Annotated in this window: 11 protein-coding genes; 7 read left to right on the top strand and 4 right to left on the bottom strand. The window is 66.3% G+C overall.

All coding sequences use genetic code 11. From position 1 onward, the window contains the following. The first annotated feature begins 2 nt into the window (after positions 1 to 2). From nuoL to TX79_RS02915, 5 genes are all read left to right on the top strand, one after another. The gene (nuoL, locus tag TX79_RS02935) at positions 3 to 2,051 is read left to right on the top strand and encodes an NADH-quinone oxidoreductase subunit L (protein ID WP_049925668.1); all 2,049 of its coding nucleotides are present in this window, start codon (positions 3 to 5) and stop codon (positions 2,049 to 2,051) included. Beyond that, complete coding sequence (locus TX79_RS02930; protein WP_049925667.1) at positions 2,048 to 3,583, top strand: complex I subunit 4 family protein; 1,536 nt, start codon at positions 2,048 to 2,050, stop codon at positions 3,581 to 3,583. Before nuoL ends, TX79_RS02930 begins: the two co-directional genes overlap by 4 nt. Further along, positions 3,583 to 5,109, top strand: a complete 1,527-nt coding sequence (locus tag TX79_RS02925; protein WP_049925666.1) for an NADH-quinone oxidoreductase subunit N — start codon at positions 3,583 to 3,585, stop codon at positions 5,107 to 5,109. Before TX79_RS02930 ends, TX79_RS02925 begins: the two co-directional genes overlap by 1 nt. 116 nt (positions 5,110 to 5,225) lie before the next feature. Further along, positions 5,226 to 6,728, top strand: a complete 1,503-nt coding sequence (locus tag TX79_RS02920; RefSeq protein ID WP_049925665.1) for a DHH family phosphoesterase — start codon at positions 5,226 to 5,228, stop codon at positions 6,726 to 6,728. Between the two features lie 71 nt (positions 6,729 to 6,799). Next, positions 6,800 to 7,606 carry a CBS pair associated ParBc domain-containing protein gene (locus TX79_RS02915; protein ID WP_049925664.1) on the top strand — a complete coding sequence of 269 codons (807 nt, stop codon included), beginning with the start codon at positions 6,800 to 6,802 and terminating at the stop codon, positions 7,604 to 7,606. Between the two features lie 105 nt (positions 7,607 to 7,711). On the opposite strand, the gene TX79_RS02910 is transcribed toward TX79_RS02915, so the two are convergent. Next, positions 7,712 to 9,256, bottom strand: coding sequence for a TrkH family potassium uptake protein (locus TX79_RS02910; protein ID WP_230198532.1), 1,545 nt, complete (start codon positions 9,254 to 9,256; stop codon positions 7,712 to 7,714). A 2-nt stretch (positions 9,257 to 9,258) separates the two neighbouring features. Beyond that, positions 9,259 to 9,927, bottom strand: coding sequence for a potassium channel family protein (locus tag TX79_RS02905; protein WP_049925663.1), 669 nt, complete (start codon positions 9,925 to 9,927; stop codon positions 9,259 to 9,261). A 210-nt stretch (positions 9,928 to 10,137) separates the two neighbouring features. Here TX79_RS02905 and TX79_RS02900 point away from each other — a divergent pair, with 210 nt between their 5' ends. Then, positions 10,138 to 11,838 carry an acyl-CoA mutase large subunit family protein gene (locus tag TX79_RS02900; RefSeq protein ID WP_049925661.1) on the top strand — a complete coding sequence of 567 codons (1,701 nt, stop codon included), beginning with the start codon at positions 10,138 to 10,140 and terminating at the stop codon, positions 11,836 to 11,838. A gap of 458 nt (positions 11,839 to 12,296) precedes the next feature. Here the strand turns inward: TX79_RS02900 and TX79_RS02895 are convergent, their stop codons facing one another. Together TX79_RS02895 and TX79_RS02890 are read right to left on the bottom strand one after the other, a co-directional pair. Then, complete coding sequence (locus tag TX79_RS02895; protein WP_049925659.1) at positions 12,297 to 12,761, bottom strand: universal stress protein; 465 nt, start codon at positions 12,759 to 12,761, stop codon at positions 12,297 to 12,299. A 113-nt stretch (positions 12,762 to 12,874) separates the two neighbouring features. Beyond that, positions 12,875 to 13,327: a universal stress protein gene (locus TX79_RS02890; RefSeq protein WP_049925657.1), complete on the bottom strand. Its 453-nt coding sequence runs from the start codon at positions 13,325 to 13,327 to the stop codon at positions 12,875 to 12,877. Positions 13,328 to 13,479: 152 nt separating this feature from the next. On the opposite strand from TX79_RS02890, the gene TX79_RS02885 reads away from it, so the two are divergent. Next, a partial coding sequence (locus TX79_RS02885) for an SDR family NAD(P)-dependent oxidoreductase (protein WP_049928247.1) occupies positions 13,480 to 14,178 on the top strand: 699 nt, incomplete at its 3' end.

Raw genomic sequence — 14,178 nt, 5'->3', positions numbered from 1 at the left:
CGATGGAAGGCGCATTCGACTACGCACCGGCGATCGCACTGTTCCCGCTCGTGGCCTTCGTGGTCGCCCTGACCTTCGGCAAGTACCTGCCGAAGAAGGGGGCGATCCCGGGCATCGCAGCGACGGCTGGCTCCCTGCTGCTCTCGCTGTGGACGCTCGTCACGGTCGCGGGCGGCGAACCCCACGAGCAGACGCTGTTTACCTGGGTGGTCGGCGACGTGGCCGGCGAGGTCAATGGAGCCGTGGAGTTCACGTTCGGCATCCTGATCGATCCGCTGGCGGCGCTGATGCTGGTGATCGTCTCGCTGGTCGCGTTCCTCGTCCACGTCTTCAGCCTCGGGTACATGAACGCCGAGGGCGAGACCGGCCTGCCGCGGTACTACGCCGGTCTCGGCCTCTTCACGTTCAGCATGCTCTCGTTCGTCTACGCGGACAACCTGCTGATGGCGTTCATGTTCTTCGAACTCGTGGGGCTGTGTTCGTTCCTGCTGATCGGCTTCTGGTTCCGCACGGAGTCCGCGCCGTCGGCCGCGAAGAAGGCGTTCCTGGTCACCCGCTTCGGTGACTACTTCTTCCTGCTCGGGGTCGTCGCCATCGCGGCGACGTTCGGCACGGTCGCGTTCGCCGGCGACGAGTCGTTCGTCCACGCCGCCGAAGCGGCCATCGACGGAACCGGCGACGCGTCGATTCCCGGCGGCTTCGACGCCCAGACGTGGGTGACGATCACTGGACTCCTGGTGCTGGGTGGCGTCATCGGGAAGTCGGCGCAGTTCCCGCTGCACACGTGGCTCCCCGACGCGATGGAAGGCCCGACGACCGTCTCCGCGCTCATCCACGCGGCGACGATGGTCGCGGCCGGCGTCTATCTGGTCGCCCGGATGTTCGGCTACTACGCGCTGTCGCCGACCGCGCTGGCGATCATCGCCTTCGTCGGCGGCTTCACCGCGCTGTTCGCCGCGACGATGGGCGTCGTCAAGGACGACATCAAGCAGGTGCTGGCCTATTCGACGATCAGCCAGTACGGCTACATGATGCTCGGCCTCGGCGTCGGCGGCTACGTCGCCGGGGTCTTCCACCTGATGAACCACGCCTTCTTCAAGGCCCTGCTGTTCCTCGGTGCCGGTGCCGTCATCGTCCTCATGCACCACGAACAGGACATGTGGAAGATGGGCGGCCTCAAATCGAAAGCGCCGATCACCTACTACACGTTCCTCGCCGGCGCGCTCGCGCTCGCGGGGATCGTTCCGTTCTCGGGCTTCTGGTCCAAGGACGAGGTGCTCTACGACGCCCTGATCGTCGGCCTCGAGCAGCCCATCTTCCTGGTCGCGTACGCGATGGGACTGCTCGCGGTCTTTTTCACCGGCTTCTACACCTTCCGGATGGTCAAACTGACCTTCCACGGCGAACCCCGGTCGGAGGTCGCCGAAAACCCCCATCCCGTCGGCTGGTCGATCAAGGCACCGCTGGTCGTACTCGGTACCCTCGCACTCGTCGCGGGCGCTGCCAACCTCGCGCCGGTGTACAAGCTCACGGGGATCGACCTCACGTTCCTCGAGCACTGGCTCGCGGGCGGCGTCGAGGGGACGACCTACGAGGCCTACTCGGAGATGATCTTCGGGGCCGACGCGGTCTACGCGACGGGTTACGTCGGAAGTGAGACGCTGACGGTCCTGCTCGGCGCGGGGGTGTCCCTGCTGCTCGCGCTGGCCGGTGCCGGCCTCGCCTGGTGGCTCTACAGCGGTCCCGAGCCGACCGCGCACACGGAGCGGCTCGGTTCGATCGGCGCGGTGGCAAAGAAGAACTACTACCAGGACGAGTACCAGGTCTGGCTCGCCGAGGGCCTGACGCTGCCGCTCTCCCGGCTGGCCGACCGGTTCGACCAGACGGTGATCGACGGCGTCGTCAACGGCGTCTCGACGACCAGCCTGTTCGGCGGGAGCTGGATGAAGCGACTCCAGACCGGCGTCGTCACGAACTACGCCGCACTGTTGGTGACCGGGTTCGTCCTGCTGTTGCTCGGCCTCGGACTGCTCGGAGGGTGGTTCCTATGATGATCGAGATCCTGCTCGCAGTGACGCTGATCGGCGCGGGAGCCGTGTTCCTCGCGCCTGACCGTATCGCCGGCAAACTGGCCTTCTGGATCAGCCTCGTGCCCGCCGCGATCGGCCTCTGGCTGTTCGCGGCCTTCGACGGCAGCGGCAACGCCCTGCTCGAGGGCGGCGAGATCGCCTTCGAGTCCCGGTACGAGTGGGTCCAGTTCGGCGACTACGCCATCTCGTGGTTCGTCGGCCTCGACGGGATCAGCCTGCCGCTGGTCGTGCTGACGACGATCCTGGTCACGCTGGCGATCGTGAGTTCCTGGACGCCGATCGACGAGCGCGAGTCCCAGTTCTACGGGCTCGTGCTGTTCATCGAGGCCAACCTCATCGGCGTCTTCGCGGCGCTGGATTTCTTCCTCTGGTTCATCTTCTGGGAGGCCGTCCTGATCCCGATGTACCTGCTGATCGGCATCTGGGGCGGCCCGCGCCGGAAGTACGCCGCGATCAAGTTCTTCGTATACACGAACGTGGCGTCGCTGGTAATGTTCGGCGCGTTCGTCACGCTCGTGTTCGGCCTCGGCGATAGCGTCTCGAGTTTCGCGCTCCCCGAGATCGCCCAGGCGCTGCTTGCGGGCACCCCGGACGCCTTCTACGGCATCGAGGGCACGACGCTCGCGTCGGTCGTGTTCGTCGCGATGTTCCTCGGCTTCGCCGTGAAGGTGCCCGTGGTTCCCTTCCACACCTGGCTGCCGGACGCCCACGTGGAAGCGCCGACGCCCGCGTCGGTGCTGCTCGCCGGCGTCCTGCTGAAGATGGGGACCTACGCGCTGTTGCGGTTCAACTTCACGATGTTCCCGGACGAGGTGATCGAACCGTTCCTCGTCCCCATCGCGGTCGTCGCGGTCATCAGCGTCATCTACGGTGCCTTGCTCGCGCTGGCCCAGACCGACTTGAAGCGGATCGTCGCTTACTCGTCGGTGTCGTCGATGGGCTACGTGATCCTGGGCCTGATCGCCCTGACCCAGTTCGGCGTCGGCGGCGCGACGTTCCAGATGGTCTCGCACGGGTTGATCTCGGGGCTGATGTTCATGACCGTCGGCGTCATCTACAACGCCACCCACACCCGGATGGTCTCGGACATGTCCGGAATGGCCGACAGGATGCCCGTCGCCGCGGGCGTCTTCGTCGCCGGTGCGTTCGGCTACATGGGCCTGCCGCTGCTGTCCGGCTTCGCCGCCGAGTACTACATCTTCTTCGGCGCGTTCCAGTCCGAGGTACTCGCGTACGCACCGATCTTCACCGCGCTGGCGATGTTCGGCATCGTCCTCGTCGCGGGCTACCTGCTGTTTGCGATGCAGCGGGCGATCTTCGGACCGTACACCCTGGAAACCGACTACGACGTCGGCCGCGCCCCGCTACACGACGTCGCCCCGCTGTTCGTGTTGCTGGGGATCATCATCGCGCTGGGCGTGGCACCCGAGTTGATCTTCGAGATGATCACGGACGCAGTCGATCCGATCCTCGAGACCGGAGGTGAACTGTAATGGCGCTGATCGAACTCGGTGAGTGGGTCGCGCTCGCGCCGGCCCTGTTGCTGGCCGCGACCGCACTCGTCCTGTTCCTGATCGACAGCGTCAGCCCGCGGTCGACCAATCGCGCACTGCTCGCGGGTACCGCGACCGTCGGCTCGCTGGCCGCGCTGGGCGTCGCCGCCTGGTTCATCGCCGCCGACGTCGGGCTCGGCGGGATCGAGGGCTTCGGGGCGATCGAACTGTTCGACGGCCAGCTCGTCGTCGACCAGCTCGCCCTGTACTTCACCATCGTCGTCGCGATCGTCACCGCGCTGGTGTCGGTCGCCAGCTACGACTACATGGACGGCCACGCCTACCAGGCCGAGTACTACTCCCTGATGATGCTCGCGGCGACGGGCATGGCCACGATGGCCACCGCCAACAGCCTCGTGACGGTCTTCATCGCGCTCGAGCTCTCGAGCCTGCCGTCGTACGCGCTCGTGTCCATTCTCAAGGACGACCGCGGCAGCGTCGAGGCCGGGCTGAAGTACTTCCTGATCGGCGCACTGTCCTCGGCGATCATGGTCTACGGCATCTCGCTGATCTACGGCGCGACCGGCGTCCTCCAACTCGACGCCATCGCGACCGAACTCGGAACGCTGGTCGACGACGGCGCTGAGGTCGGCGGGCTGCTGGGGCTCGGCGTGTTGATGCTGATCGGCGGCATCGCGTTCAAGACGGCCAGCGTCCCGTTCCACTTCTGGGCCCCCGAGGCCTACGAGGGCGCGCCCGCGCCGATCTCGGCCTTCCTCTCGTCGGCCTCGAAGGCCGCCGGCTTCGTGATCGCGTTCCGCGTCTTCTCGACGGCGTTCCCGATCGACGTGACGAACGAACTGATCGGCATCGACTGGACGCTCGCGTTCGTCGTGCTCGCGGTCGTCACGATGACCGTCGGGAACTTCGCCGCCGCAACCCAGGACAAGGTCAAGCGCATGCTCGCGTACTCCTCGATCGGACACGCGGGCTACGTGCTGATCGGCCTGGCCGGCCTCACCGTCGACGGCGGCGAACTGGTCATGGGCGCGGCGATGATGCACCTGCTCGTCTACGGCTTCATGAACACCGGCGCGTTCCTGTTCGTCGCGCTGGCCGAACACTGGGGCGTCGGCCGCACCTTCGAGGACTACAACGGCCTCGCCCGCCGCGCGCCCGTCGCCTGCTTCGCGCTCGCGATTTTCATGTTCAGCCTCGCGGGCATTCCGCCGCTGGGCGGCTTCTGGAGCAAGTACTTCCTGTTCGTCGGCGCACTCGAGACCGGCCTGCTGCTGGTCGCGGCCGCGCTGGTGGTCAACAGCGCCCTGTCGCTGTACTACTACGCGCGGCTGGTCAAGGCCGTCTGGATCGAGGAGCCGCTGGTCGAGCGCGACCCGCTCGCACAGCCGACCGGCATCTACGCGGCGATCGCGTTCGCCGCCGTGATGACGGTCGTCCTGCTGCCCGGCTTCGGACCGGTCGTCGAAGTCGCGCTCGAGACCGCTGGCGACGTCTGGCCGCCCTGATCGGCGGCATCGATTCGACCGTTTTTGCGAGTTCCCGATCGGTAGCCGACCGGCCGCTCGCCGTTCGCTGGACCCGGTAGCTTTTACCGGCCGGGGTTGCAAGCCGCGATACGAGGATGGGGTTACAGCTCGTGCTCGGCTGCGGTAGCGTCTGTCGCGGGATCATCGAGGAGCTGGCCGAGCGCGACGGGACCGACCGCCTGCTCGTCGTCACCGCCGACGAGAGCATCGTCGAGACGCTGCGGGACGCGAGCATCCCCGCTCGAGCGGCCGATCCGACCGATCCCTCGGCGATCGCCTCGATCGAGGACCCGGAGACCGTCTTCGTCGGCGCAGATCGGACCGACGTCAACCGCGTCGCGCTCCGGCGAGCCCGCGAACGGTTCCCGGAGTCGTCGATCGTCGCGTATCTGGGCGGTAACCCGACGCCGGCCGACCGAACGGAGTTCGGCGACCTCGCCGATCACGTGGTCGACGCCGAGAGTGCGATCGCGGACCGGGTCGCCGACGTGAGCCTCGGCCCGGGTGCGGAATCGGCGATCGAACTCCGGCATCAACTGCAGTCGATCGACGGGCCGCTGGCGGTCGTCACCCACGACAATCCCGACCCCGACGCGATCGCAAGCGCCGTCGCGCTGGTCGACATCGCCCAGTGGCACGGCCTCGAGGCCGAGGCCTGCTATTTCGGCGAAATCTCCCACCAGGAGAACAGGGCGATGGTCAACCTGCTCGACCTCCCGTTGCGCAACCTCGAGGATCAGGCGTCGCTCGAGGAGTTCTCGTCGTTCGCGCTGGTCGATCACTCCCGGCCGGGCGTCAACGACGGCCTCCCGGAGACGTTACACGTCGACATCGTGGTCGACCACCATCCCCCGCGCGGACCGGTGCCCGGGACGTTCGTCGAACTTCGCGAACACGTTGGGGCGACCAGCACGATCCTCACCGAGTTCCTGCACCGGTACGACCTCGAGTTCGGGACGGCGACCGCCACGGCGTTACTCTACGGCATCCGCGTCGACACCAGCGACTTCACCCGCGAGGTCTCGCCCGCGGACTTCCGGGCGGCGTCGATCCTCTGGGGACACGCGGACGTGAGCCTCCTCGAGCAGATCGAACAGCCGACGATCGAGGGCGAAACCTTAGAGACCATCGCGCGGGCGATCAAGAATCGGGACCAGCGTGATTCGGTCGCCGTCGCCAGCGTCGGCCGCCTCTCGAACCGGGACGCGCTCCCGCAGGCGGCCGACCAGTTGCTCGCGATGGAGGGCGTCGACACGACGCTGGTGTTTGGCTTCCGGGACGAAATGGCCTACCTCTCGGCCCGGTCCCGCGCCGACGACGTCGACCTCGGCGAGACCCTCCGCGACGCGTTCGAGCGGATCGGCAGCGCTGGCGGTCACGCCGACATGGCTGGTGCCCAACTCGAGGTGGGGATCCTGGGCGACGTGGACGACGACGAGGAGGTCGATTCGATAGTCAGCGTCGTCGAGGAAGTGATCACGAACCGCTTTTTCGAGGCGATCGAGACCAGACCCGGCGTCCCGGTCGGCGCGTACGACCGGACCAGCGAGTGGCTGTTCACCGACGCCGGCGAGCGCGGCGACGGCGAGTCGGCCTGATCGGTGCGGATGCCGTCGGGGGCGGGAGGCCGATAACAGTACTTTTGCGCGCCCGGTCCGTACGGCGAGGCATGGAGGTCACGTCGGACAGGAGCAAGGCGCAGGTCCAGGAGTACATGACCCGCGACGTGGCCACGGTCTCGCCGGACGCGACCGTCGGAGCCGTCGCGAAACGCATCGCCGAGAGCGACGACCACAGCGGCTATCCGGTCTGTGAACGCCGTCGGGTCGAGGGGTTCGTCAGCGCCCGCGATCTGTTGCTCGCCGACGAGGACGAACCGATCTTCAAGGTGATGACGACCGACCTGCTCGTCGCCCACCCCGAGATGAAGGTCAACGACGCCGCCCGCGTCATCCTCCGGTCGGGGATCCAGAAACTCCCCGTCGTCGACGACGCCGGCAACCTGGTGGGCATCATCTCCAACGCCGACGTCGTCCGCAGCCAGATCGAACGCGCGACGCCCCAGAAGGTGGGCAAACTGATGCGAACCCTGGAACAGATCCACGAGATCGACCTCGAGCAGGAGCGACGGACCGTCGCCCTCGAGGCGCTGACGCCGACCCAGGGGCGGGTCTACGCCGACGAACTCGAGGGGCGGCGCTACGAACTCGAGCGCGGGCTGGCCGAACCGCTGGTGGTCATCGACAACGCGGGGACGCTGTTGCTCGCGGACGGCCACCACCGCGTGCTCGCGGCCGATCGCCTGGGGATCGACGAGATGGACGCCTACGTGATCGTCGTCGATCGGGAGATCGACCTCGGGATGGCCAAGACGGCCGAGAAAGAGGGACTCGAGCGGATCGACGACATCGAAGTCGTCGACTACGCCCACCACCCGCTCGTCCAGACGACCCAGCGGCTCCAGTCGGGCGACTGACCCCCGGTCACACTTCGGACCCGCTGAGGGGTCGACCGTCGCCCGATTACCCGGTTTCGTTTCGCTCCGATCACGGCAGCAAGTCGGCTCGCAGCCTCGAAGCCGTCACCGGTAGAGATCAAACCGGAGCAACGCCCCGCGGAGCAGGACGACGACGGGGATGATCTCGAGACGGCCGACCCACATGTTGATGATCAGCACCGCTTTCCCGGCGTTGGGCATCTCCACCCCGGTGATACCGGTGTCGAGCCCCACGGTGCTCTGGGCGCTCATCACGTCGAAGATCACGTACTCCGTGGGCGTCTCGGTCGGGAGGATCGCCAGCATGACCGCGATCCCGATCGCGAGAAACGCGAACCAGAGCACCAGTACGATCGCGGCCTCTTCGATCTCCTTCGCGGCCTGGTCCGCCGAGAGCCGCCGATCGCCGAGTTGCAGGCGTCGCACCGCGGAGACCGGCGTAAATACTCCGCTGATGCGCCACCGGACCCCTTTCACGAGCGTGATGACGCGGATGAGCTTCAGGCCGCCGACCGTCGACCCGGCTGCCGCGCCGGTCAACATCCCGAGACAGAGAAAGAGGATCGCGTCGGCCGTCCAGACCTGCTCGGTCCCCCCGCCGAGCGTCGCCGTCCCGAACCCGGCGTTCGAGGTCGCAGAGACGAACTGAAACAGGCCGATCCGTATCGTCTCCTCGAGCGAGCCGTAGAACCCGCGCAGCGAGAGGATCGCGATCAGGACCGCGCTGCCGACGGTGAACCAGATGAACACCCAGCGGGTCTGGAGGTCGGCGTAGAGGTTCCGGATCTCCCCTTTGAAGATGAGGTAGTGGACGGGGAAGGCGATCGATCCCGCGACCATCACGGGGATGACGGCGTACTCGATGAGCGGCTCGCCGTAGTGGCCGATCGAGTCGGCGTGAACCGAGAATCCGCCCGTCGAGATGGCGGTCATCGCGTGGTTGATCGCGTCCCAGACGGGCATGCCGGCGAGGAAGAAGAGGGCGATCGCTCCGACCGTGAACCCGAGGTAGAGTTTCCAGATGTCCCGCGCCGTCGAGACGATGCTGGGGTGGATCTTCTCGGAGCGGGCCTCGCTCTCGTAGAGGGTCAGCGAGCCGCTGCCCGGCCTGGCGAGGATGCCGACCGTGAGGACGATCACGCCGACGCCGCCGACCCACTCCGTGAACGAGCGCCACCACTGGATCGACGACGGCAGCGTCGATTCGTCGGTCGCCATCGTGAGACCGGTCGAGGTGTAGCCGCTCATGCTCTCGAAGACGGCGTGTAACGGCCGCAGAAACGCCGCGGTCGTCTCGCCGAGTTCGGGCGTGGCGAGCCACGACGGGCCGTACGCGATCGTTCCAGCGACGAGCAGGAACGGGAGACTTCCGAGGAGGGCGACGAACGCCCACGCCGCCGCCGCGATCATCATCCCGTGGAGTTTGCCCGGCTGCGGCGCGTCCGCGTACCGCCGGGCGAGGCCCGTCCCGACGGCGGCGAACACGACGGCGGTGGCGACGAACGCGGGAACGGCGTAGAACTCGCCGACGACGACGGCGACGAGAATCGAGGCGAGCGGCATCAGCGCGACGACTCGCAGTATGCGGCCGACGTCGCGCGCGACGGTTCCGAACTGCACCGATACCATACTCACTCGGGCGAGGAAAAGGCCGCAATTGCGTCGTCGATGTGTTCGTCGTCGACGAGCAGCGTCACGTCGTCACCGGCCGAGAGCACCGTCGTCCCGTCCGGCGGGTACAACTCGTCGCCGCGTTGCAGGGCGACGACGAGACAGCCCTCCGGAAGCTCGCCCGACGACTTCGCGTCAGCCAGGGACTGGTCGGCGACGGGCGATCCCGGATCGACCGCGAGTTCGACCAGTTCCGTCCCGTCGGCGAGTTCGACGAAGTCGCTGACCCCGGGATACTGAACGGAGTGATACAGGTACTCGGCGATCAGCCGCTGGGGATTCTCGATGACGTTGACGCCGATCTTCTCGAAAACGGGGAGGTGTGCCGGCTCGTGGACGACGCTCAACAGGTTGGGCACGTCGTGTTCCTGGGCGAGCAACATCACCATGATGTTGACGGCGTCGACGTTCGTCGTGGAGATCACGGCGTCGGCCCGGTCGATCCCCGCGTCCTGGAGCGTGCCGTCGTTCGTCGCGTCGGCGTGCAACACGAGACAGTCGTAGTCGGCGGAGATGGCGTTCGCCTTCTCCTCGTCGATTTCGACGACGACCACGTCGTGTCCGTCTTCGACTGCGAGTTCGACCAGGCTTCGGCCGGTTTTCCCGGCTCCGATGACGACGAGATACATTACTGGGACCCTCCGTGACGCGACGTGGCCCTCGAGACAGGGGCGGACGATCCCTGCTGGGCGACGATCAGTGGAACCGAACCCTCCCCGATATGCATGACTACGGCACGCTTTCGGTGGTTCGAAAAAAGGTGTTGCGATACCGACCTGGATGTCGTTCGATACCACACCCCGGAATCCTTACCAACCAGGCTGGCAAATATTGCATCCATGTACGACGCCGACGACCTCGAGGCGATCCGCAAGGCGACCGAGGAATGGGACCGTGAGACGCTCGATCCGGTGCTGGAGCGCCACGGCGAACGACAGGATCGCTTCGCGACCGTCTCGAATCTCGAGGTAGATCGCCTCTACACCCCCGAGGACGTCGCCGATCTCGACTACCTCGAGGAGTTGGGGTTTCCGGGCGAGGAACCGTACACCCGGGGGCCGTACCCGACGATGTACCGCGGCCGGACGTGGACGATGCGGCAGTTCGCCGGCTTCGGGACGGCCGAGGAGACCAACGAGCGATTCCACTACCTGATCGACGAGGGTCAGACGGGGCTCTCGGTCGCGTTCGACATGCCGACGCTGATGGGTCTGGACTCGGACGACCCGATGAGCGACGGCGAGGTCGGCAAGGAGGGCGTCGCGGTCGACACGCTGCGCGATATGGAGATCCTGTTCGACGGGATCGACCTCGGCGAGATTTCCACGAGCTTTACGATCAACCCCTCCGCGCCGGTGATCTACGCCATGTACGTCGCGCTGGCCGACCAGCAGGGCGTTCCCCGCGAGGAGATCCGGGGCACCCTCCAGAACGACATGTTCAAGGAGTTCATCGCCCAGAAGGAGTGGGTGATCCCCCCGGAACCCTCGCTCGACCTCGTCACGGACGTCGTCGAGTTCTCGACCGAGGAGACCCCCAAGTTCCACCCCATCTCGATCTCGGGCTATCACATTCGCGAGGCCGGCTCCACGGCCGTCCAGGAACTCGCGTTCACGCTCGCCGACGGCTTCGGCTACGTCGAGGACGCCGTCGACCGCGGCCTCGAGGTCGACGCGTTCGCGCCCCGCCTCTCCTTTTTCTTCAACTGCCACAACTCCTTCTTCGAGGAGATCGCGAAGTTCCGGGCCGCCCGGCGGATCTACGCCCGCGTGATGGACGAGTGGTACGACGCCGAGCGCGCGGAATCGAAGCGGCTGAAGTTCCACACCCAGACGGCGGGCCAGTCGTTGACCGCTCAGCAGCCGATGAACAACATCGTCCGCGTGACGATCCAGGCGCTCGCGGGCGTCCTCGGCGGTACCCAGTCGCTGCACACGAATAGCTTCGACGAGGCGCTGGCACTGCCCTCGGAGGAGGCCGTTCGGGTCGCCCTTCGCACCCAGCAGATCATCGCCGAGGAGTCCGGCGTCGCCGACATCGTCGACCCGCTGGGCGGGAGCTTCGCCGTCGAGTCGCTGACCAACGAGATCGAACGGGAGGCGATGGCCTACATCGAGGAGATCCGCGACATGGGAGACGGCTCCGTTCGGGACGGCATCCTGCAGGGGATCGACGACGGCTACTTCCACCGGGAGATCCAGGACGCCGCCTACGAGTACCAGGAACGGGTCGAACGCGGCGAGGAGGTCGTCGTCGGCGTCAACGAGTACACCCTCGAGGAGGACACCAGCCCGGACATCCTGCAGGTCGACGAGACCGCCCAGGAACGCCAGCGCGAACGCCTCGAGTCGGTCAAGGAGGAACGCGACGACGCGGTGGTCGAGGAGACGCTCGAGGCGCTCGACGAGGCCCTCGAGCGCGGCGAGAACGCGATGCCGTACATCGTCGACGCCGTGAAGGCCTACGCGACGATGGGCGAGATCATGTCCGTCTTCGAGCGACGACACGGAGCCTACAGCGAGCGAATCGGCTTGGCCTGAGGACGATTACGGGACTGGTTCGACCTGCGGACCTCGTCGGAACCGGGGACGTTCGGTAGCGGCTCGGGGTTGCAAACGGGATCGGGTCGGTCGTCACTCGAAGTTGTGCTCGATGCTCGTTCGATCGAGCGGGTGATCAGTAGCATTGCTTACCTATCATCAGAATTAGAAACGTCGTGTTTACCTTCCTTGTATTGGGCGTATATCCGTCCCGGCCAGAACTCACCTCTGAGTATCTTACTTAACAAAAGAACGAGCGGTATCCCAACGAAAATACTGCTTATAGCCGTAATAACCAGAAGTTCAGAGAGCATTATTTCCGAGTAGTCTTCTGCAGTGAAAAATCTGTGGGCTGTACTGATCAACTGTGGATCTCCGTGCTGCGAGTGTGCCATCCGCACGATATTCCACAGAAACAGCACCGATGAGGTATCTCGAGATCCGACCGACGCGACGCGTCACTCCATGACGTCGAGATCCCGGAAGTACGTGACCGGACAGGGGGCCTGAAGGATGATCTCCTGGGAGACGGACCCGAGGACGGCCTTCTCCGCGGGAGAGCGGCGACGGCCGCCGAGGATCATCCGATCGGCGTCGACGTCGATGGCCATGTCGACTACCTTGGCGGCGACCTCGCCGCGTTCGCCACGGACTTCGTAGTCGACGCCGGCCGCTTCCATCATCTCCTCGAGGTCGCCGACGGGTGGTCGACGGCGGGCCACCTCGTCGGGATCGACGTTCTCGACGCGGGCCTCGAAGCCCAGCTCCTCCCGGAACTCCTCGTACTCCTCGTCCGTGAAGGCGTGGCCGATCACGACCGTCGCCCCCAGCGGGTCGGCGATCTCGAGGGTGGTCTCGGCGAGTTCCTCGGCGCGGACCGTATCCATCGGGCCGACAGCGAGCAGGACCGTATCGATAGCCATGACAACTATTGGCGTTGCGACCCGCTTAAGTATTCCCGTACTTGCAGAATTACAGAAGAGGGGCGGAATGAACGCTGCACTCGTCGTTGGACGCACGGTGATCGGCGGCGGTATCACTCGTCGCTCCGGACGAACGTCGCCGGACAGGGGGCCGAGAGCAGCACCTCCTGTGCGGTCGATCCGAAGACGGCCTTTCCGGTCGGGGAACGGCGACGGCCGCCGACGACGACGCGGTCGGCGTCGACGTCCGAGGCCAGATCGACGATGGCCTCGCCGTGGTCGCCGACCGACCCGCGCGTCTCGTACGCGAGGCCGTGGTCGTCGAAAAAGTCCTGCAGTTCGCGGATCGTCGCGTGGCGGCGGGCGACTTCGTCGGGTTCGATCGCCGCCTCGTCGTCGAACTCGAGGCGGGAGACGACCTCGTCGTACTCGGAGTCCGTGAAGACGTGAGCGAGGACGACCGTCGCGTCCGCCGGCCCGGCGACTTGCAGGACGGCTTCGGCGAGGTCGTCGCTTCGGTCGGCGTCGCCCGGACCGACGGCCAGCAACACGGTGTTCAGTTCCATACTTCCAGTAGGGACATCACCGATTGTAAATCCACGCGAAGAGGAGGACCGAACTGTCGACCCGGACGATCGGTCCACGGGGCAGTGGTCGCGACGGAACCGGCCGGAACCGATCGATAGCGGGTTAGGGCTGGCCCCGTTCAGGAGGTGATATGAACGGACCCGACATCTCCGACCAGACGGCGCTCGTGACGGGGAGCGCGCGCGGCGTCGGTCGCGCACTCCTGCTCGCGCTCGCCGACTGTGGCGCACGGACGGCCGTCCACTACCACACCAGCGCCGATGCCGCCCGCGAGGTCGCCGAGGACGCACGCGAGCGCGGTGCGCCGGCGGTGACTACCGTCCAGGGCGACGTGACCGACCCCGAGAGCGTCGACGGGATCTTCTCGACCGTCGAGGCCGACCTCGGGTCGGTCGACGTGCTGGTCAACAACGTCGGCGACTTCGCCCCCCGCCACTGGGAGGAGATCGACTTCGAGACCTGGAACCGGGTGCTCGAGACGAACCTCAACGGCACCTACCTCTGTTCGAAGCGGGCGCTGCCCACGATGCGCGAGGCGGAGTACGGCCGGATCGTCAACCTCGGCTACGCCTCGAGCGAGAAGGGGCTGGTCAGCCCGGGGAACTTCCCGTACTTCGTCGCGAAGACCGGTGTGTTGATGTTCACGCGGATGCTCGCGGCCGACACGCAGGACGACGGTATCACGGTCAACGCCATCTCGCCGTACGTCGTGGAGAACTCCGAGGAGTTCCCCGACGAACTCCCCCGCGACCGACCGGCCAGCTACGAGGACCTCGTCGGCCCGTTGTACTTCTTCGTCGATCCCGACACGGAGTACGTCAGCGGCGAG

It is taken from the genome of Halopiger goleimassiliensis (assembly GCF_000455345.1).
Taxonomy (GTDB): domain Archaea; phylum Halobacteriota; class Halobacteria; order Halobacteriales; family Natrialbaceae; genus Halopiger_A; species Halopiger_A goleimassiliensis.
This window is presented reverse-complemented; position numbering and strand designations above follow the sequence as displayed.

Excerpts from the sequence above, each read along its gene's own strand:
- nuoL (WP_049925668.1), top strand. The coding sequence starts at position 3 with ATGGAAGGCGCATTCGACTACGCACCGGCGATCGCACTGTTCCCGCTC.
- TX79_RS02930 (WP_049925667.1), top strand. The coding sequence starts at position 2,048 with ATGATGATCGAGATCCTGCTCGCAGTGACGCTGATCGGCGCGGGAGCC.
- TX79_RS02925 (WP_049925666.1), top strand. The coding sequence starts at position 3,583 with ATGGCGCTGATCGAACTCGGTGAGTGGGTCGCGCTCGCGCCGGCCCTG.
- TX79_RS02920 (WP_049925665.1), top strand. The coding sequence starts at position 5,226 with ATGGGGTTACAGCTCGTGCTCGGCTGCGGTAGCGTCTGTCGCGGGATC.
- TX79_RS02915 (WP_049925664.1), top strand. The coding sequence starts at position 6,800 with ATGGAGGTCACGTCGGACAGGAGCAAGGCGCAGGTCCAGGAGTACATG.
- TX79_RS02910 (WP_230198532.1), bottom strand. The coding sequence starts at position 9,256 with ATGGTATCGGTGCAGTTCGGAACCGTCGCGCGCGACGTCGGCCGCATA.
- TX79_RS02905 (WP_049925663.1), bottom strand. The coding sequence starts at position 9,927 with ATGTATCTCGTCGTCATCGGAGCCGGGAAAACCGGCCGAAGCCTGGTC.
- TX79_RS02900 (WP_049925661.1), top strand. The coding sequence starts at position 10,138 with ATGTACGACGCCGACGACCTCGAGGCGATCCGCAAGGCGACCGAGGAA.
- TX79_RS02895 (WP_049925659.1), bottom strand. The coding sequence starts at position 12,761 with ATGGCTATCGATACGGTCCTGCTCGCTGTCGGCCCGATGGATACGGTC.
- TX79_RS02890 (WP_049925657.1), bottom strand. The coding sequence starts at position 13,327 with ATGGAACTGAACACCGTGTTGCTGGCCGTCGGTCCGGGCGACGCCGAC.